Origin of the sequence: Pseudoalteromonas sp. A3, assembly GCF_025942345.1 — a bacterium.
GTDB classification, from domain to species: domain Bacteria; phylum Pseudomonadota; class Gammaproteobacteria; order Enterobacterales; family Alteromonadaceae; genus Pseudoalteromonas; species Pseudoalteromonas atlantica.
This window is the reverse complement of sequence record NZ_JAPCKL010000008.1, coordinates 134,867-153,026: the sequence shown is the minus strand read 5'-3', so window position 1 is coordinate 153,026 and position 18,160 is coordinate 134,867. Positions and strand designations below refer to the sequence as shown.

General features: G+C 41.9%; 18 protein-coding genes. 8 read left to right on the top strand and 10 right to left on the bottom strand.

Features of this window, described 5'->3' with window-relative positions; translation table 11 throughout:
- Nucleotides 1–25: 25 nt before the first annotated feature.
- Entirely contained in the window at nt 26–517 is a 492-nt protein-coding gene (locus OIZ54_RS14715) for a Spy/CpxP family protein refolding chaperone (RefSeq protein ID WP_004588607.1), read from the bottom strand.
- Nucleotides 518–692: 175 nt separating this feature from the next.
- Here OIZ54_RS14715 and OIZ54_RS14710 point away from each other — a divergent pair, with 175 nt between their 5' ends.
- Genes OIZ54_RS14710 through OIZ54_RS14700 form a run of 3 tightly spaced genes read left to right on the top strand, consistent with a single transcriptional unit; the run spans nt 693 to nt 3,725 of the window.
- Nucleotides 693–1,382, top strand: coding sequence for a response regulator (locus OIZ54_RS14710; RefSeq protein WP_004588608.1), 690 nt, complete (start codon nt 693–695; stop codon nt 1,380–1,382).
- Nucleotides 1,360–2,775, top strand: a complete 1,416-nt coding sequence (locus OIZ54_RS14705; RefSeq protein ID WP_264390692.1) for an ATP-binding protein — start codon at nt 1,360–1,362, stop codon at nt 2,773–2,775. The genes OIZ54_RS14710 and OIZ54_RS14705 overlap by 23 nt, the downstream gene beginning before the upstream one ends.
- Before the next feature lie 2 nt (nt 2,776–2,777).
- Nucleotides 2,778–3,725 (top strand): alpha/beta fold hydrolase, encoded by a 948-nt coding sequence (locus OIZ54_RS14700; protein WP_264390691.1) that lies wholly within the window; start codon nt 2,778–2,780, stop codon nt 3,723–3,725.
- Here OIZ54_RS14700 and OIZ54_RS14695 read toward each other — a convergent pair.
- A complete protein-coding gene (locus OIZ54_RS14695) occupies nt 3,685–4,551 on the bottom strand; it encodes a cation diffusion facilitator family transporter (RefSeq protein ID WP_084554422.1) in 867 nt (288 codons plus the stop codon). The two genes, OIZ54_RS14700 and OIZ54_RS14695, sit on opposite strands and share 41 nt — an antisense overlap.
- Before the next feature lie 159 nt (nt 4,552–4,710).
- Here OIZ54_RS14695 and trmL point away from each other — a divergent pair, with 159 nt between their 5' ends.
- Nucleotides 4,711–5,175, top strand: coding sequence for a tRNA (uridine(34)/cytosine(34)/5-carboxymethylaminomethyluridine(34)-2'-O)-methyltransferase TrmL (gene trmL / locus OIZ54_RS14690; RefSeq protein WP_264390690.1), 465 nt, complete (start codon nt 4,711–4,713; stop codon nt 5,173–5,175).
- Between the two features lie 97 nt (nt 5,176–5,272).
- Here the strand turns inward: trmL and gpsA are convergent, their stop codons facing one another.
- Genes gpsA through OIZ54_RS14670 form a run of 4 tightly spaced genes read right to left on the bottom strand, consistent with a single transcriptional unit; the run spans nt 5,273 to nt 7,524 of the window.
- Nucleotides 5,273–6,280, bottom strand: coding sequence for an NAD(P)H-dependent glycerol-3-phosphate dehydrogenase (gene gpsA / locus OIZ54_RS14685; RefSeq protein WP_024031407.1), 1,008 nt, complete (start codon nt 6,278–6,280; stop codon nt 5,273–5,275).
- Nucleotides 6,281–6,283: 3 nt separating this feature from the next.
- Nucleotides 6,284–6,769 carry a protein-export chaperone SecB gene (secB, locus tag OIZ54_RS14680; RefSeq protein ID WP_004588614.1) on the bottom strand — a complete coding sequence of 162 codons (486 nt, stop codon included), beginning with the start codon at nt 6,767–6,769 and terminating at the stop codon, nt 6,284–6,286.
- A gap of 34 nt (nt 6,770–6,803) precedes the next feature.
- Nucleotides 6,804–7,061, bottom strand: a complete 258-nt coding sequence (grxC, locus tag OIZ54_RS14675; protein ID WP_264390689.1) for a glutaredoxin 3 — start codon at nt 7,059–7,061, stop codon at nt 6,804–6,806.
- Nucleotides 7,062–7,092: 31 nt separating this feature from the next.
- Entirely contained in the window at nt 7,093–7,524 is a 432-nt protein-coding gene (locus OIZ54_RS14670) for a rhodanese-like domain-containing protein (protein WP_004588616.1), read from the bottom strand.
- Nucleotides 7,525–8,104: 580 nt separating this feature from the next.
- Between OIZ54_RS14670 and gpmM the strand changes: the two genes are divergently transcribed.
- The 4 genes from gpmM to OIZ54_RS14650 all read left to right on the top strand — a co-directional run bounded on the left by gpmM (nt 8,105) and on the right by OIZ54_RS14650 (nt 13,050).
- Nucleotides 8,105–9,649, top strand: a complete 1,545-nt coding sequence (gene gpmM / locus OIZ54_RS14665; RefSeq protein ID WP_004588617.1) for a 2,3-bisphosphoglycerate-independent phosphoglycerate mutase — start codon at nt 8,105–8,107, stop codon at nt 9,647–9,649.
- 3 nt (nt 9,650–9,652) lie between these two features.
- Complete coding sequence (locus OIZ54_RS14660) at nt 9,653–10,792, top strand: murein hydrolase activator EnvC family protein (protein WP_264390688.1); 1,140 nt, start codon at nt 9,653–9,655, stop codon at nt 10,790–10,792.
- 36 nt (nt 10,793–10,828) lie between these two features.
- The gene (locus OIZ54_RS14655; RefSeq protein WP_264390687.1) at nt 10,829–12,094 is read left to right on the top strand and encodes a S41 family peptidase; all 1,266 of its coding nucleotides are present in this window, start codon (nt 10,829–10,831) and stop codon (nt 12,092–12,094) included.
- Nucleotides 12,095–12,318: 224 nt separating this feature from the next.
- Nucleotides 12,319–13,050 (top strand): divergent polysaccharide deacetylase family protein, encoded by a 732-nt coding sequence (locus tag OIZ54_RS14650; RefSeq protein ID WP_264390686.1) that lies wholly within the window; start codon nt 12,319–12,321, stop codon nt 13,048–13,050.
- 58 nt (nt 13,051–13,108) lie between these two features.
- Here OIZ54_RS14650 and OIZ54_RS14645 read toward each other — a convergent pair whose 3' ends face one another.
- From OIZ54_RS14645 to ftsE, 4 genes are all read right to left on the bottom strand, one after another.
- A complete protein-coding gene (locus OIZ54_RS14645; protein WP_264390685.1) occupies nt 13,109–14,980 on the bottom strand; it encodes a methyl-accepting chemotaxis protein in 1,872 nt (623 codons plus the stop codon).
- A gap of 341 nt (nt 14,981–15,321) precedes the next feature.
- Entirely contained in the window at nt 15,322–16,185 is an 864-nt protein-coding gene (rpoH, locus tag OIZ54_RS14640) for an RNA polymerase sigma factor RpoH (RefSeq protein WP_004588621.1), read from the bottom strand.
- A 260-nt stretch (nt 16,186–16,445) separates the two neighbouring features.
- Complete coding sequence (gene ftsX / locus OIZ54_RS14635; protein ID WP_004588622.1) at nt 16,446–17,432, bottom strand: permease-like cell division protein FtsX; 987 nt, start codon at nt 17,430–17,432, stop codon at nt 16,446–16,448.
- Nucleotides 17,429–18,106 carry a cell division ATP-binding protein FtsE gene (ftsE, locus tag OIZ54_RS14630; RefSeq protein ID WP_004588623.1) on the bottom strand — a complete coding sequence of 226 codons (678 nt, stop codon included), beginning with the start codon at nt 18,104–18,106 and terminating at the stop codon, nt 17,429–17,431. Before ftsE ends, ftsX begins: the two co-directional genes overlap by 4 nt.
- Between the last annotated feature and the right edge of the window lie 54 nt (nt 18,107–18,160).

Below are 18,160 nucleotides of genomic sequence, written 5' to 3'. Positions count from 1 at the left end.
GGCTTTTTAGTGTGTAATCTATAAATTAGTCTCTTTGCTTACGGTGTTTTTTACCCATACGCTTTTGCATTTTTGCAAACTTTTCTTGCTGCTCTGCGTTAAGTACCTGCATTACTTGATGCTGTGTTTTTAGCTTAATTAAGCCAAACTCAGTGCCTTTTTCATGGCGTGCAGCTAATAACTCTTTTGCTGCGTTTTCGTCAAATGTTGGTGCGCTAAGTAGAGCATCCATTTTCTCTTTTTGAGCCTTACGCTGTGCTTTACGGGCTTCTTTATCATCGCCGCGTAGTGCTTTCATCTGTGTTTTTTGCGCTTCAAAAATAGCTTCAAGCTTAGTTTGCTGTTCTTGCGTTAAATCAAGCTTGTCGGCACCGCGCTCAGATAATAAAAAACGCGCTTGAGAATGGCCTTGCTTATCGTGCATGCCGCCTTTTGCTAATACGCTACCGGCGCCAAGTGTAGCCGTTGCTAGACCACAAATAAGTACTAATTTTGAAAGTGTATTTACTTTAGTCATAATCATCACCTTAATATTGGATGGATTGAATTTGGTTGTGACTGCTAAGCCAGTAAGTTAACTATACATAACTCAACGCAAAGTAACGCAAAGCAGTGTAAAGGTTGTGTAAAGATTCACTTTTGCACAATTTAAGAAGTAAAATAACCATATAGAAATTGCCTAAGGGTTTGAAATGAAGCTATTAATGATTGATGACGACACAGGTTTGTGCGAACTACTTACTGAATATTTAGCCGCGCAAGGTTTTGACGTACAAAGCGTTCACGATGGCGAGCAAGGCTTAAAGCTTGCTCTATCAAATGACTACGCGCTGATATTGCTTGATGTCATGCTCCCCACCCTTGATGGCTTTGAAGTACTTAAACAACTTAGGCAAACAAAGCTAACACCGGTTATTATGCTCACTGCAAAAGGCGAAGACTTTGATCGCATTTTTGGCTTAGAGCTTGGCGCAGACGACTACATACCCAAGCCATTTAATCACCGCGAGTTACTTGCCCGTGTAAAAGCCATTACCCGCCGTATAGAGCACATAAATAGCCTAAACGTTGCAACGCCTAGCAAAATGAATATAAATGGCATTACGGTTAATTTGGCAGCCCGAGAGGCCGCTATTAACGAGCACACCCTCACGCTTACTGGCACAGAGTACGAAGTACTGGTGTTACTAATTAAAAACGCCGGCGAAGTTGTCAGTAAAGAGCAAATAAGTGAAGAAGTATTAGGCAGGCGCTTAGCTTCGTTCGACCGCTCAATTGATATGCACGTTAGCAATATTCGTAAAAAAATAGCTGAGCATATTCAAGGCGAGCGAATAAAAACAATGCGAGGAACAGGTTATGTCTTCATCCAAGGTGAGTAATAAACATTACTTTGCATGGCTAAAGCACCCTCGGCATTATTTATTTTTTAAAATATTTATTTGGTTTTGGCTAACAATAACAGGCACGGTGGCTGCGCTTATATTCTTAAGCAACATTACGGCAATTAATGCAGTAAGCACCGAGCCTTTGCGTGGGCCAATGAAAAAAAACCTAATTTATACTGCCAAAAGCATTGAGCGAAGCGCCACTAAGCACAAGCGCACCCTTGCTGATGTTTTATCGCACCCTAGGCTTTCAAAACGAAAGATTTTATTTTTAGGCGCAGCACAACCCGAAGACGCATTAAGCAATAAAGAGATCCCCGCTGAAATAGATTTAAACTTACTTAGCTTTAGTCAAAACTTGGCGCCACAGGTCATTTTTACCGAAAAATACCAAGCTTTCGGCCCTGTTAATATTAACGTGCCAGAGGGGCAGTTTTACCTCTACGAAATAGACATTAACCACCAACCTCCTTTGCTCATGCGCTTTAAGTTAATGCCGAATTGGATGAAAGTACTCGTAGCTATTTTTGCCTCTTTAATCCTGAGTTTTATTTTTAGTCGCAATTTAATCGCCCCAATTAACAGCCTTAAAAAAGCAGCTATAAAGCTTTCATCAGGCGATTTATCAGCGCGAGTTGCCATACCTGCAAGCAGAAAAGACGAGTTAGGGGTGCTTGGGCGCGACTTTAACAGTATGGCTAATCAGCTTGAACAACTTATTAGTGCCCAAAAGCGCTTACTGGCTGATATATCTCATGAGTTGCGCTCCCCACTTACGCGTTTAAAAATGGCAACGGGGCTTGCACAAATGCAAGCCAACGAGGCAAGCCAATCGTATTTATTACGTATAGAAAAAGAAGCAAACCAGCTTGATAAAATGATTGCCGACGTCCTGCAAGTGTCGCGTTTAGAAGCGCAAAGCCAAACACTGTCACTACAAAAGCAATCGTTAAAAGATATAGTAGAGCACGTATTAAACGATGCGCAGTTTGAAGCCAAGCAAAATACTAAAACACTTACTTTTAGTGGCAATGCCGATGTAATGCTAAGCTGCGATGAATCATTAATTGCCAGCGCACTCGAAAACCTATTACGTAACGCAATAAAATACGCGCACAGCAACATTAGCTTTAACGTAAACTATAACAACCAAATCTATATAGAGATTTGCGACGATGGCCCTGGCGTTCCAAATGAGCAACTGAGCAAGCTTTGTGAGCCCTTTTTTAGGCAATCTGACGCTCGCGACAGAGTAAGTGGCGGCACAGGGCTTGGCTTAGCTATCGCTAAAAATGCTATTATTGCCCACGGCGGTAGTTTAGCGCTATCTAATAAAGAAAAAGGCGGGCTTTGTGCCAATATCACCCTGCCACTAATTAAAGAGTAAGCATGTTTTACAGTACCGAATCAGCGCTTGAAAGTAACCAAGCACGCATTAATCACTTTTACGAAAATGTACTTAATAAAAACTATTTTAATGCATCTGAAGGTAAACTGTTTTTTGCTTACGCAGTGCCAGAAACAGCTAACACTGCCATAGTAATTAGCTCTGGGCGCATAGAAGGGCTTGAAAAATACAAAGAGCTGCTGTGGGAGCTTTACACTAATAACTATGCGGTATTTATAGCCGACCACCAAGGGCAAGGCCGCTCGTATCGACCGTTAAAAAATAAGCACAAAGGGTATGTAAAACGCTTTAGTGACTACAGTGCCGACTTAGATTTATTTAATCAACATATTGTAAATAAAAACTGGCAAGGCAAAAAAATATTATTAGCCCACTCTATGGGCGGCGCTATAGCGTACGATTATTTTGCAAATTACCCGCATACTTTCAGCGGTGCGTTTTTATCAGCGCCCATGTTTGATATTTACACTAAAGGTATTCCTAAACCGGTGGCTAAATTTATAGCCCGCGCCGCCACAAAGCTCGGTTTTGGCTACAGTTATGCGCTAGGGCAAAACGATTACAACCCAGAAGAATTTGCGCTTAATACCTTAACCAGCAGCCAAGTGCGGTACAACCTATTTAGGCTCACTTATCAGCAACAGCCTCTTTTACAGTTAGGTGGCGTTACATATGGCTGGTTAAATGCAAGCTTTGCTTTTATGTCTGCCGTGGATACCCACACAATCAACCTCCCTATTTTTATTGCCAGCGCACAAAACGATGAAGTGGTTGATAACAACGCGCAACAAAAGCTCGTAAATAGGCTCCCTAATGCCGAGCTGAAAAGCTTTGCAGGGGCTAAGCACGAGTTATTGTTTGAACGCGACGAAATTAGAAAACCTGTGCTTATGCGCTTGTATCAGTTTTGTTCTTCGTTTGATACTTAGGTACCACCGAGAGCGGATCTAGATGAATTAAAATATCAACCTCTGAGTCAAAGCGCTCGGCAAGCGCCTTTTCTACATCGTCAGCTACATTGTGGGCACGTATTAAACTTAAATGGTCATCAAGCTCTAAGTGCATTTGCATAAACTTAATTTTACCGCCTTGGCGAGTGCGGATATCATGTACACCGTGTACATCTTTATGTGCATTAGCAATATCTAAAATACTTTGCTTTTCATCATCTGGGAGTTCTTTATCCATAAGATGATCGGCACTCTCACACGCAATATCCCAACTGTTATAAAGTAAGTAACCGGCAACGCCTATGGCAAACAGCGGATCTGCGTATAACACCCCATAGTATGAGAGCAAAATAGCAAGTAATACCGCGGCATTTAAAATTAAATCCCCTTTGTAATGCACCGAGTCTGCTTTAATAGCGATGGATTCGGTATGCTTAACCACTTTGATCTGAAAAAACACAATCACTAACGTACAAGCAATAGCAAATATACTCACCCACACACCCAACAGTGAATGACTAAGCACAATTGGGTTAAATAATCGCTCAATACCGTGAAACGCCAATAAGCACCCCGACCCTGCTATAAACGCAGCCTGACCAAGTCCGGCTAGGGCTTCTGCTTTGCCATGACCAAAACGGTGATCGTCATCTGCTGGGCGCAGTGCATACCCTAGCACTAAAAAGCTCATGGCCGTGGCGGTAATATCCATTAATGAATCGGTTAATGAGCCAAGCATAGAAGCTGAACCCGATGCCAACCACGCCCAGGTTTTAGCGGCTATCATTAAGCTAACCATAACCATGGTAACTATGCTTGATGTTTTAACCCAAAATTCGTAACTACGGTGATGCACGTTAATATTCACTACTTGCGGTATTCAATGGCGCGAGTATATCATTTTTTTTACCGGTTTCGTGTATACTGCCACTCGTCAAATTATAGATTAATAGAAAGGCGCATTATGCTGGATATCGTTTTATATCAACCTGAAATTCCACCAAATACAGGAAATATCATACGCTTGTGTGCAAACACAGGTTACTCATTGCATTTAATTGAGCCATTAGGTTTTGAGTGGGACGATAAGCGAGTAAAACGTGCCGGGCTAGATTACCACGAGTTTAGTAACGTACAGCGCCATGCCTCGTTTGAAGCCTACCTTGAAAAGTGCCAACCTAAAAAAGTGTATGCATGCACCACTAAAGGCAGCCAGTTTCATTACGAAGCCAGTTATGAAGCCGGTGATTGCTTGGTGTTTGGACCCGAAACTCGCGGTCTCCCCGATGAGATGATTCAAGCGCTGCCTAACGATCAGCGTGTGCGCATTCCTATGCAGCCCAATAGCCGTAGTATGAACCTATCTAACGCTGTAGCAGTATTCGTTTATGAATCATGGCGCCAGCTAGGCTTTCCTAACGCGCAATAAGCACCTTGTACTAAACAATAAAAAACCGACATAGCGTCGGTTTTTTTAATAGCAAAGCAAGTTCATGCTTTTAATAAAGTGAGCATTATATGCTCATTTATTCGGCGCGCTGCTCTCGGCCTAATAGTGCCATGGCGGCTTCTTTCATATCTTTATTTTCATAAAGTACTTTATAAATTTGCTCAGTAATAGGCATTTCTACACCGGCGCGTTGTGCTAATAAATACACTTCTTTTGTGTTTCTAAAGCCTTCAACAACTTGCCCGATAGACTCAATAGCAGCATCAACCCCTTCACCTTTACCTAAAGCCAAACCAAAGCGACGGTTGCGCGATTGATTGTCGGTACATGTTAAGATTAAATCGCCAAGTCCAGCCATACCCATAAAGGTTTCTTGCTTTGCCCCCAAGGCACATCCTAAGCGCGTTAGCTCAGCTAAGCCGCGAGTGATCAGTGCAGTACGTGCATTAGCTCCAAAGCCCACCCCATCAGACATACCAGCACCAATGGCTATTACGTTTTTAACCGCGCCACCTAACTGAATGCCAATAAAGTCATCGTTGTTGTACACGCGGAACGAGCGCCCACAATGGAGTAAATCTGCAAGTTGTTGCGCAAACTCCGTTGAGGTAGACGACACCGATATAGCAGTAGGTAGCCCCATTGCCATTTCTTTTGCAAAGGTTGGGCCTGATAAAACCGCAAGCGGCATTTCATCACCTAGTTCCTGCAGGGCAACCTCTTGTAACAAGCGACCAGTATTTGGCTCAAGCCCTTTTGTTGCCCACGCAACTTGCGCACCTTCAACCAGCGCAGGTTTAATTTGCTGCAATGTATCTGCAAAGGCATGGCTTGGCACAACCACAAGTACAATGGCACTGCTGGCTACGGCTTGTTGTAAATCGGCTTGTAATAAAAGAGTGTCGGGGAATGGTACATCAGGAAGGTAACGTTGATTTTTCCGCTCAGCTGCAAGCGTGGCAACGTCGTCGCTATTGCGACCCCAAAGTGTCACTTGGTGACCATTTCGGGCTAAGCAAATAGCAAGAGCGGTGCCGTAAGACCCCGCTCCTAATACAGTAACAGCTGAAGTTGCTGTACTCATAAATTATGCGTCTGCTGAAACCTGCTCAGCTTGCGCAGTACGTTGTTGCATGTATTGTGCAAATAACGCATCAAAGTTCACTGGCGCAAGGTTAAGCTGTGGGAAAGTACCACGGTTAACAAGATTAGATACGGCTTCACGCGCGTATGGGAATAACACGTTAGGGCAGTATGCACCTAGCATATGTGCTAGTTGTACTTCTTCAAGCTCACCAACTGTAAAAATACCGGCTTGCTGAATTTCACATAAAAACGCAGTTTCTTCACCGATAGAAGCAGTAACCGTTAGTGCTAAAACCACTTCAAACACACCTTCGTCTAGCTTATTAGAGCGCGTGTCTAGGTCTAGCTTAACTTCTGGCGTCCATTCTTTTTGAAAAATCGCAGGCGAGTTAGGCGTTTCAAACGATACATCTTTAGTGTAAATACGTTGAATAGTAAATTGTGCGCCACCTTCTTGTGCTGCTGCGTTTTGATTTTCTTCGTTCATTGTGCTTCCTACGTGTTAGTTTTTATAATTAAAATTAAGCATTTAGCTTAGCGTCAAGTTTACCTTGCGCTTCAATAGCCATCATGTCGTCGCAGCCACCGATATGTTCATCATTAATAAAAATTTGCGGTACTGTGCTTGCACCACCTGCTTTAGCAATCATTTCATCGCGAAGCTCTGGTTGAACACCAATATCAATATTTGTGTACTCAACGCCTTTACTGTTTAAAAGTGCAATAGCACGTTGGCAAAATGGACAGTACGCTTTGGTGTATAAAACAACATTACTCATAATAAATCCTCTATCGGTACTACTAAACTGATTAGCGACCTGTTGTAGTTGGAAGGCTGGCAGATTGCCACGACCCCATACCACCTGATAATACATAAACCGATTCAAAGCCTGCTTTATGCATTGCATTAGCAATACCTTGAGCAGTCATGCCTGTGGCACATACTAGTATAATGGGTTTGCTCTTGTGCTTTTCAAGGCTTGAAAAGTCAGATTGTTTTGCTTTTTCAGGGCTTAAGTGTTCAGCACCCGCAATACGACCTGCGTTAAATTCTTTTTGAGCACGAATATCAACTACTTTGCCATCTTCACGATTAATAAGAAGTGTTAATTGCTGTGGGTTTATTTCTCTCACTGCTGAAAACTTGCTCTTTATCCAGCCGCTTACAATAAGGAATACAAGACCAACCCAAGCTAGGCTTAAAATAGGATGATTTGTAATAAATTCAATATATTGATCCATTCTACTTCCACTATGAAATTATGTTCTAAACCTAGGGCGTGTTGGCCTTTGTGGATTGAAATTTATTCAATCTAGGGGCGATTAAATCGCGGCGCGAGATTTGTAACCTAGTGGGCTAAGTAAAAACCAAGCAAAGCTTCCGCGTCCTGCTCACGCCCCTTACCTACATCCATGTAGGTAACAAAAAGGTAATAGTCCCTAGAAAGAACCCAACGGGCAGCGCATGTTTGGTATTTATGCTACGTTATCGCCTATTTATGAGGGGTAACCACACTTCATAGGCTCTGCCTTACCTAAAAACCAAACATACTGCTGCAAATTCAGCCACCAAAGTGCAACACGCCCTAATATTCTAGGTATTTTGTACTTTAGCCACGCAAGTATACCCAAACCAAGTTAAAATGCGAGTTTGCTGCGCTTTAAAAACACATAAAGCACCCCATATATGAAAGTAAGTAAAAAATTTAATATCTTGTTCTCAGTGCTGATTCTGGCGCTAAAACACGGTATGCTAAAACTAACCAGATAACCTTTTCGGCGCACAGTACCCATCAACAGGTGCTAATTTTCAGGAGCTATTATGACAGAGCATAAAAAACCACTGGTATTAATGATTTTAGACGGTTGGGGATACCGCGAAGATGAGCAAAGCAATGCGATTCTTGCGGCCAACACCCCCGTTTTAGACAACCTATGGGCAACCCGTCCACGCACATTAATTTCAGGCTCAGGTTTAGATGTAGGCTTACCTGAAGGGCAAATGGGTAACTCAGAAGTAGGCCATGTAAATTTAGGTGCTGGTCGTGTTGTTTATCAAGATTTTACTCGCATTACCAAAGCAATCAACGATGGCGAATTTGACTCAACCCCTGCCCTTGTTGAAAACATCGATAAAGCAGTCGCTGCAGGCAAAGCCGTGCATATTATGGGTTTATTAAGCCCAGGTGGTGTTCACAGCCACGAAGATCATATTGTCGCAAGTATTCAATTAGCCGCTAAACGCGGTGCAAAAGAAGTATACTTTCATGGCTTTTTAGATGGCCGTGATACACCACCACGCAGTGCTAAAGCATCAATAGAGCGTATAGAAGCCTTATTTGCCGAGCTAAATTGTGGCCGCTTAGCGTCTCTTGTGGGCCGTTATTACGCCATGGACAGAGACAACCGTTGGAACCGTGTAGAAAAAGCCTACAATGTAATGGCATTAGGTGAAGGCGAATTTAATTATGCTGATGGTGTATCGGCATTAGAAGCCGCCTATGAGCGCGACGAAAACGATGAGTTTGTAGCACCAACCACCATTACGCCACAAGGCACTGAAGCAGCACAAATTAATGATGGCGACACCATCATCTTTGCTAATTTTAGAGCCGACCGTGCCCGTGAAATTACCCGTGCCTTTGTAGAGCCAGGCTTTGATGGGTTCGAAAAGAAAAAATCACCACAGTTAAGCGCATTTGTAATGATGACAGAATACTCAGCCGATATTGATGCCCCTGTCGCATTTGGCCCTACGCCACTGGTAAACGTATTAGGTGAATGGCTTGAAAAAAATGGCAAAACGCAGCTACGTATCTCTGAAACAGAAAAATACGCTCATGTTACGTTTTTCTTTAGTGGCGGACGCGAAGATGAATTTGAAGGCGAATCACGCGAATTAATTCCTTCTCCACAGGTTGCCACTTACGACCTTCAGCCAGAAATGAATTCTGAAATGCTAACCGACAAACTTATTGAAGCCATTAAAAGCGGTAAGTTTGATGCCATTATTTGTAATTACCCGAATGGCGATATGGTGGGTCACTCTGGTGTGTTTGAAGCCGCGGTTAAAGCCTGTGAAGCAGTTGATGCATGTATAGGCCGCGTGGTAGAAGCGCTAGATGAGTTTGGTGGTGAAGCGCTTATCACAGCCGATCACGGTAATGCAGAGCAAATGGCAAATACTGCCACGGGCCAAGCTCATACCGCTCACACTAGCGAGCCAGTGCCATTTATTTATGTAGGACGCGATGCAACGCCAAGTGAAGGCAAAGCATTAAGTGATGTAGCACCTACTATGCTACACCTTATGGGCATGGAGCAACCAAGCGAAATGACCGGTACGCCAATCATGACGTTGAAATAACACATGAGCAAACCAGTAAATTGGTTTAGTGTTTATACATTTGTATTGGTTTCGTTAGTGGTTGCCCCTGCAATCGCTAACGAAAACCGCACTAAAAAAGACCTATCTGAAGTGCAATCTGCATTAGAGCAAAGCCAAGCAGAGTACAACGCACAGCGAAAAAAAATTGCTGCACTGCAAAAAAACTTAAAAAAACACGAGTTAGAAATAGCTAAAAATGCCAAAGCCCTCAATATGGCTGAGCAATCAGTAAAAGAAACCGAGCAAAAACAACAAGCACAGCAACAAAAAGCACAGCAATTAAAAGCGCAACACGCGCAATTTCAAGCCATTTTAGCGGCCCAGCTAAAAAGTGCTTACATGGCTGGGGGCGACGACTACCCCAAAATGCTTTTAAACCAACAAGACACAGCTAAATTTGAGCGTACCTTAAGCTATTACAACTATTTAAATAAAGCGCGCATAGAGCAAATTGAAGAGCTTAAAGTACTACAACAACAAATTGCAGAAAACCAAGCTGCACTTGCCAAAACCAAACAAAAATTAGCCGCCTTATTTGAAGAACAAAAAAGACGCCAAAGCGCGCTAGTAAATGCCCAAAGCGAGCGCCAAACTAATCTTAAAAACTTACAAGCACAGCTCAATAGCACTAAAAGCTCGATTAATTACTTAAAAGACAACGAGCAAACATTAATCACCACCATTGAAGAACTTGAGCAAGAGAAGACTCAAAAAATTGAATTGCTCGGCCTTAATAAAAGCAAAGGCAAGCTTAATTGGCCCAGCAAAGGAAAGCTAAAACACACATTTGGTCAGCGCAAACATGGCGGCATAGACTGGAAAGGCGTGTTAATTGGTGCAAAAGAAGGCACTAATGTAAACAGTATTAATAATGGCCAAGTTGTTTTTGCTGATTGGCTTAAAGGCTTTGGCTGGGTTATTGTGGTTGATCATGGTGAGGGCTTTATGAGCCTATACGGCCATGCGCAAACATTATTAAAAGATGTGGGCGACATGGTTCGAGAAGGCGAAACGCTGGCATTAGTAGGTCAAAGCGGCGGACAGTCGAATTCTGGTCTATACTTTGAAATACGCCACAAAGGACGCGCAGTAAATCCTGTTAAATGGTGCAGACGTATTTAAGTGAATAAAACAGCTGCACCGCATTAGGAGCAGCTGATGACTCAAAAAATACCACAAACACGCTCATTTCCCTCTTCCCGTACGCGCTATTCGTTTTTGTTGTGCGCATTGACCTGTATTGCTATTTTTTGTTTTAGCAATTCATTACTTGCCAGCTCAGTTAAAGATCTTAAAAGTCAGCAAATTTCTGAAATACTCTTCAACATTAAAGCCTATTATGTTGATGACTTATCACTGACAAAAGGTGCACAGGGTGCCTTTAATAATCAGCAAGTAGAAATTTTACTCGACCAGCTAGACCCTTATTCTAAATACCTCAATGAAAATGACTTAGACGCTTTGTTTAATAATACAAATGGCCATTACACTGGCGTGGGCATTGAAGTGAAAGACATTGACAGTGATATTACAATTGTTGGCGTTGTTAAAAACTCCCCAGCCAAAAAGGCCGGTATTTTAGCGGGCGATATTATAGTTAGTGTTAATGATACAAACACGCAAACACGTAGCTTAGAGCAAGTAGCCGCGTTGATAAAAGATACCCGCTTTAACGCGGTTAAACTAACAATAAAACGCGCAGGGCAGCAGCAACCAATTAGCTTTGCGGTAAATCGCAAAGAAATAAACTTAGAAAGCGCCACTAGCCAATTACTCGACTCAGGCACTGGGTATTTAGCCATAAATAATTTTTCTAATCACACCTTACATGAAGTGGCGCTGCAGGTAGCTGCACTTAAAAATGATTATCGCACGCCCCTTAAAGGGTTAGTTATTGATTTACGTGACAACCCAGGTGGTACTTTACAAAGCGCAGTGGCGGTAGCGGATCTATTTTTACAAAGCGGCACTATAGTCACCACTAAAGGGCGCTATTACGACGCTAACCAAGCCTACTACGCTAAACGAGGCGACATACTTAAAGGCTTGCCTATTGTGGTGCTTATTAATGAAAATTCGGCCTCTGCGGCTGAAATACTCGCCGCTGCTTTAAAAGATAATAAGCGTGCTACAGTGGTTGGTAATCAGTCTTATGGCAAAGGATCGGTGCAATCTTTGATCCCACTTGGTGATGGTAATACAGCGCTAAAATTAACAACTGCTAAGTACTTTACACCTGCGGGCGTATCGATTGAAGGCGTAGGAGTTACCCCCGATGTAGCAATTGCGCAAGCAACCCTTCCACAATCAAATAAAGCCGTTATAATAAAAAATGAGCAGAACAAAAATGCACCACAATTTGAACATAAAATACTGGGCGACTTGCAGTTAGTAAAAGCTAAGCAATTACTTAGCATGCAATAGTAAATAATCTGAACCCTAGCTAAGCGATTTAATAACAGAATAAATATTAACACTATTAGATTGTGCTGTTCTTTAGCTATAAGTTTTAAGTAAATTCAACGCAGTTAGCGCTAAAAATGTCTGCTGAGATAGCTTTATTACCCGGCGCTGAGATTAAAAAATATCCTTAATAAATTAAAAAGATAATAAAAACTATAAACGTGAAAATAATAAAATGGCTGTTGATGGCTATCTGCTTTGTATCTAGCACTGCTTGGGCAAAGCAAATAGCCATCGTAATTGATGATATTGGCTATCATCAGCGAGATTTAGAGTTTCTTACCTTACCAGGGCAATTGTCGTATTCAATTTTGCCCCACACACCCTACTCTCAAATTTTTGCCACGCTTGCCAGCCAAGCAAATAAAGAGCTTTTATTGCATGTACCTATGCAAGCCTTAAACGGTAAAGCACTCGGGCCTGGCGGGCTCACCGTAAATATGGATAAAGAACAGCTACAAAAAACTTTAGGCACCGCGTTGGCAAGCTTACCGCAAGTAAAAGGGGTTAATAACCATATGGGGTCGGCACTCACTCAACAAAGCCAAGCCATGAAGTGGACTATGGAAGTACTTAAAAAACGTAATTTATTCTTTTTAGATAGCCGTACTACCGACTTAAGCCAAGCGCAAAATGCGGCAAATTTTATCGGGGTTGAAAATATTGGCCGCCATGTGTTTTTAGACAATATAACCACGCATGAGCAACTGCAGCAAAGGCTGGATGAGCTAAAATATAAAGCGACTAAACATCACTTTGCCATAGCGATTGCCCACCCCTACCCAGAAACCATCGACTTTTTACGCCAAGCGCTACCTAAGCTCACTGAGCAAGGCTTTGAACTGGTACCAATCTCACAGCTGGTAGAACGTAAGTATGTACAAATAGCCCAACAACAAGCCATTTCATTAAACTGATGGAGTAAGCGAGCACCTTACTCCATCAGTTAATTTAACTCAATTATAAGTATGGTATTTATAAAACAAATGTCGCTACCTTGGCATTTAGATCTGTAGCTCTGTCTTTTAATACTTCGGCTTGGCTTAAATGCGCGGTAGCTGAGGTAGTTATTTCATCGGTTACATCTTTAATGGCAACCGTATTTCTAGTAATTTCATTGGTCACTTGCGTTTGCTCTTCTGCTGCAACCGCTATTTGACCCGCCATATCAGAAATCTCATTTACCGCCAAAGTAATTTCTTCTAGTGCGTGTGCGGCAGCATTTACATCATCCACACTATTGTTGGCATAGCCCTTACTGCTGTCCATCAAGCTCACTGCTTTTTTAGTGGTGTTTTGTAAGGTTTCTATAGTGGTATAAATTTCGGCTGTAGAGTTTTGTGTTCTTCTTGATAACACGCGCACTTCATCGGCAACCACTGCAAAACCACGCCCCTGCGATCCCGCACGGGCGGCCTCTATTGCAGCATTAAGTGCTAAGAGATTTGTTTGCTCTGCAATTTCTTGAATGGTAGTTAAAATGCTCGATATAGCCTGAGCATGCAAACTTAATTCACCAATAACTGTGGTAGTTTGGTCTATTTCGCCCGCGAGTGAATTAATCGTGTTTCTGGTTTTATCAACTAACAGCTTACCTTCACGGCTACTTTGTGCCGATTGTTGCGATGCGGTTGCGGTGTTTTCTGCATTAGCGGCAATTTCATGGGTTGCACTCGCCATTTCTGTGACCGCGGTAGCAACCATAGCCACTTCTTGTTGCTGGCGCTGCAACTCACTGACACTGCTTTGGTTGGTGATCAAGCTTTTCTCTGCATCAAAGTCTAAGTCAGTAGCTAATTGACGAATATGACTGATCAGTTCATGTTGGCTGCCAACAAAACGATTAAAACTACCAGCCAGAACCCCAACTTCATCTTGCGTATCAACAGTTATACGCTGGGTTAAATCACCGTTACCATCTGCAATTGTTGATAAAGCTTGCGACACTCGGCTCAAAGGGGCGAGCAATACACCCAATAACCATGAAATAGCCAACACACTCAGTAAAAGTGCTACTGCAACCAGCACTAATTGGGTCAGCAATAAACTAATAAGCGGAGCCTCTAAAGTTTGTTTATCCAATACAAACAGCAACTGCCAATCTGTATTGTTAATGTTTTCACCCCAAACTAGCTTCTCTCGGTCTTCACTCTCAAAGTAAACAGGAGTAAATTCACCGTTTTGACTGTTAGATAAAATTAATTGATGATTTATTTTCGAGTCAATACGCGTAATATCTGCCATTACTTTTCTAGCGTCTTTGTAGGCAACCACAGTGCCATCTTTATGCATCATAATGGCGTACCCATCCGCAGGCAAAGACATTGTATTGACGCTATCGGCCAAGGCCTCAATCGATAAATCCCCCGCAACCACACCGCTTTGCGTGGTTTTAGCAATAGAAACAACCAACAGATTATACGCGGTATCTAAATAAGGTTTGGTAATTACGGTGCTACTTTGAAGCAGTGCTTGTTTATACCATGGACGAGTGCGCGGATCGTAGCCGGTGCGATCAATACTGGGATCAGAGTCAGTCATTTTTCCGCTACTATCTCCAAAGTAAGTTAACTGAAAGCCACCTGAAAATGCTGCTTGCTGTAGTGCGCTGAGCGTGTTGTCCTCAACCTTATTCGCAACCGATTTAATTATCTGCTGACGACTAGCTAGCCAATTTTCAATACTCGTAGCCTGTTGCTTACCAGATTGGCTTACGTTATCAATACTGCTTTTTAGCAGTAACGCTTTTTGAGAGGTATAGCTATTCCAGGACAGCAATACAATAATAACGGCTAGGGCAAGAACGACCGATAGCAAGATTTTTTTCTTTAGTGAATATGAGTTCATATTGAGTGTAAATACTCGCGTTAAATGAAATTGAAAGGCAACAAACCAGCAATTAAATGACTTAATTAAGCTACGATTTGAGCGATAAGTCGCTCAGGTGCGCGAATATTTTCATATACCCAAATTAAAAACAAACTAAAATCATCTATTTAAATTAAAACCAAACTTATTCATTAATTTTAAATAGCGTACATTTAATTAAAAGATACATAGATGTGACTAGAGGTAAGCAGAACAAGACAAACGATACTTTCTATTAACCTTTTTAGTTAGCTTTTTTAGTTAAAAAAAAGCCCCGCATATTAATGCAGGGCTTTTTAAGTTTTACATTTTTTGCGCTATTAGCTCATAGCACTTTGCAGCTTTTTCATCGCTGTTTTTTCTAGCTGGCGAACACGCTCAGCAGATACACTGTATTTTTCAGCAAGCTCTTGTAGTGTTGCTTTGTCATCAGACAACCAGCGTGCACTTACAATGTCTTGTGAGCGTTCGTCTAGCGTTTTAAGCGCGCTAAATAAACGAGTATGTGACTGCTCTTGCCATTGTTGCTGCTCAATATCGTCAGCTAAATCAGCTGAGCCGTCTGTTAAATATTGTACTGGTGAATATGTACTTGTTGGTGCGTCGTCGTTATCGTCGCCCGTTAAGTCAAAGCCCATGTCTTGGCCGCTCATGCGCGATTCCATTTCACGAACTTCTTTTTCACTCACACCTAGCTCATTAGCTACAGTGCTTACTTCAGCTTGGTTAAACCAACCTAAACGTTTTTTGTTTTTACGAAGATTAAAAAACAATTTACGTTGCGCTTTAGTGGTCGCAACTTTTACGATGCGCCAATTTTTAAGCACAAACTCATGAATTTCTGCTTTAATCCAATGAACAGCGAAAGACACTAAACGTACACCCACACTTGGGTCGAAACGCTTAACCGCTTTCATCAGGCCTATATTGCCCTCTTGGATTAAGTCGGCTTGCGGTAAACCATAACCCGAGTAGCTTTTAGCAATATGTGCTACAAAGCGTAAATGCGACATAATGAGTTGCTTTGCAGCACTAAGATCGCCTTCTTCTTGAAGTCGTGTTGCTAGCTCTTTCTCTTGCTCAGCTTTAAGCATAGGAATTGTGCTAACCGCTTGAAGGTAGCCGTCCATGCTTGCGCTTTGTTGCCCAACTGTAAGTGCCATTGCGTATAAATCTTTACTCATTTTTCACCTCGGTGATAAACATTTGAAACCATCTTAGCACTCTTTCTCTAAGAGTGCTAACCCCAATTTAAAACTTTTTTTAAGCGTAAATCAAGCGGTTTTTTAGTGTATGTTAAGTCTACTACATGCGACTGAATAAGTGATGAACTAAGGGATTGCAAGAGATTAGCGCAAGCGTAACAGCGCATTTACAACTAATCTCATTTGAGGATAATAATATACAAACATGACATTTTTGAGTCAGCCATTAGCAGCCGTACTTATACTTTATCAGGCTCAATTTCTTTAATATATCGGTTAACCGATAAGTAAGAACCAATAAAGCCTAAGCTAGTTGCTAGCAATACTAATGCGCCAAACTCATTAAGCGTTAAACCAATTAACGAAAAGCTTGTTTGATACACGCCTGCAACGCTGCTTACTGCACTAGTTAACCACCACATCATTAAGGCAATACAAATAAATGCAAACAAGCCCCCTATAACGCCATACCAAATGCCGGTCCACAAAAACGGAGCATGTATAAATGTATTGGTAGCACCTACTAACTTCATTACTTGTATTTCTTCTTTTTTATCCATAATCGATAAACGAATCGTATTACCAATAATAAGCGTGACAGAGGTAAGAAGTAATAAAGCAATTGTGATAACGCTTTCTTTTAATAAGTCTAATAATGCATTTAGGCGCTCAAGCCAAGCAATATCAAGCTTACCAAAATCTACTTCGCGCTCGTTCTCAAGCTTTGTAAGCAGCGCTTTAGCCGCATTAGGCTGGCGATGCCGCTTAGTAGGTGTCACTAATACAACATCGGGTAGCGGGTTGCTATCTAGGTACTCTAAAGCTTGCCCAAACCCCGACACATCTTTAAATTCAGTTAATGCTTGCTGCTTAGAAATAAATTCAACACTTTCTACCTCGGCGTAAAGTGCTAAACGCTTTACTAAGGTTTGTGTTTCTTGTTCGCTCATACTTTCTTTTACAAAAAGCGATATTTCACTGGCTTCTTCAAACCCGCTACTGACTTGCTGTACATTTTTTACGACTAAATAAAGCGTTGCAGGCAATGTTAAACTTAGCCCAAGTACAGCAATTGTCATTAATGATGCAAGTGGCGTACGCCACATTTCACCTAAACTGTGCACCCCTTGGCGAAAAATATTTATAATAAAAAAATAACCGCCAGCTATGGCTGATTTTTTTTGTTTATCGTTTGAATTTTGGCGTCCTTTAAATAACAAGCTCACAGCGTGCCCTCCGCAAGTGGGTCTTCAAGCATACGGCCATCTTTTAAAGTCAGGCTACGGTATTTTAAACGCGACACCAGACCAAGGTCATGTGTTGCTATAAGTACTGTCGTACCGTGTTTATTAAAATCTTCAAATAGCCTTAATATTTCCATAGAGAGCTCGGGGTCAAGGTTACCCGTTGGTTCATCAGCTAATAAAATAGGCGGAGAATTTACAATCGCTCTGGCAATACCTACGCGTTGCTGCTCACCACCAGAGAGTGTAGAAGGATGGCATTTAACTTTATCTAACAGCCCTACTTTATCTAGCGCACCATGAACTCGTTTAGCGATTTGTTTATGATGAGTGCCTTCAATAATCAACGGCAGTGCAACGTTATCAAACACAGTGTAACGCTCTAACAATCGATGATTTTGAAAAATAATACCAATATCGCGGCGCGCATAAGGAATTTGCCGAGAATTAACTTTATTTAAATCAACACCATTAATTAGCACGTTGCCTGCAGAGGGGCGCTCCATTAAGCTAATGAGCTTTAATAAGGTACTTTTACCCGCACCACTGTGGCCTGTTAAAAAAGCCAGTTCGCCAGGCTTAATATGAAATGTAACTTTTTCGAGAGCGCGATGCCCACCCGGATAGGTTTTACTTACTTGCTGAAAATTTATCATTTTTTATTATGCCAGTCCCAAATTAGTAAAATGGAATTCCTTAGCTAGGGCCTG

What these genes read in the sequence shown, in the direction of transcription:
- OIZ54_RS14660 (WP_264390688.1), top strand. Translation starts at nt 9,653, where the DNA reads ATGAGCAAACCAGTAAATTGGTTTAGTGTTTATACATTTGTATTGGTT.
- rpoH (WP_004588621.1), bottom strand. Translation starts at nt 16,185, where the DNA reads ATGAGTAAAGATTTATACGCAATGGCACTTACAGTTGGGCAACAAAGC.
- OIZ54_RS14695 (WP_084554422.1), bottom strand. Translation starts at nt 4,551, where the DNA reads ATGGTTATGGTTAGCTTAATGATAGCCGCTAAAACCTGGGCGTGGTTG.
- ftsE (WP_004588623.1), bottom strand. Translation starts at nt 18,106, where the DNA reads ATGATAAATTTTCAGCAAGTAAGTAAAACCTATCCGGGTGGGCATCGC.
- OIZ54_RS14670 (WP_004588616.1), bottom strand. Translation starts at nt 7,524, where the DNA reads ATGGATCAATATATTGAATTTATTACAAATCATCCTATTTTAAGCCTA.
- OIZ54_RS14655 (WP_264390687.1), top strand. Translation starts at nt 10,829, where the DNA reads ATGACTCAAAAAATACCACAAACACGCTCATTTCCCTCTTCCCGTACG.
- OIZ54_RS14650 (WP_264390686.1), top strand. Translation starts at nt 12,319, where the DNA reads ATGGCTATCTGCTTTGTATCTAGCACTGCTTGGGCAAAGCAAATAGCC.
- gpsA (WP_024031407.1), bottom strand. Translation starts at nt 6,280, where the DNA reads ATGAGTACAGCAACTTCAGCTGTTACTGTATTAGGAGCGGGGTCTTAC.
- grxC (WP_264390689.1), bottom strand. Translation starts at nt 7,061, where the DNA reads ATGAGTAATGTTGTTTTATACACCAAAGCGTACTGTCCATTTTGCCAA.
- OIZ54_RS14700 (WP_264390691.1), top strand. Translation starts at nt 2,778, where the DNA reads ATGTTTTACAGTACCGAATCAGCGCTTGAAAGTAACCAAGCACGCATT.
- gpmM (WP_004588617.1), top strand. Translation starts at nt 8,105, where the DNA reads ATGACAGAGCATAAAAAACCACTGGTATTAATGATTTTAGACGGTTGG.
- trmL (WP_264390690.1), top strand. Translation starts at nt 4,711, where the DNA reads ATGCTGGATATCGTTTTATATCAACCTGAAATTCCACCAAATACAGGA.
- secB (WP_004588614.1), bottom strand. Translation starts at nt 6,769, where the DNA reads ATGAACGAAGAAAATCAAAACGCAGCAGCACAAGAAGGTGGCGCACAA.
- OIZ54_RS14710 (WP_004588608.1), top strand. Translation starts at nt 693, where the DNA reads ATGAAGCTATTAATGATTGATGACGACACAGGTTTGTGCGAACTACTT.
- OIZ54_RS14715 (WP_004588607.1), bottom strand. Translation starts at nt 517, where the DNA reads ATGACTAAAGTAAATACACTTTCAAAATTAGTACTTATTTGTGGTCTA.
- OIZ54_RS14645 (WP_264390685.1), bottom strand. Translation starts at nt 14,980, where the DNA reads ATGAACTCATATTCACTAAAGAAAAAAATCTTGCTATCGGTCGTTCTT.
- OIZ54_RS14705 (WP_264390692.1), top strand. Translation starts at nt 1,360, where the DNA reads ATGTCTTCATCCAAGGTGAGTAATAAACATTACTTTGCATGGCTAAAG.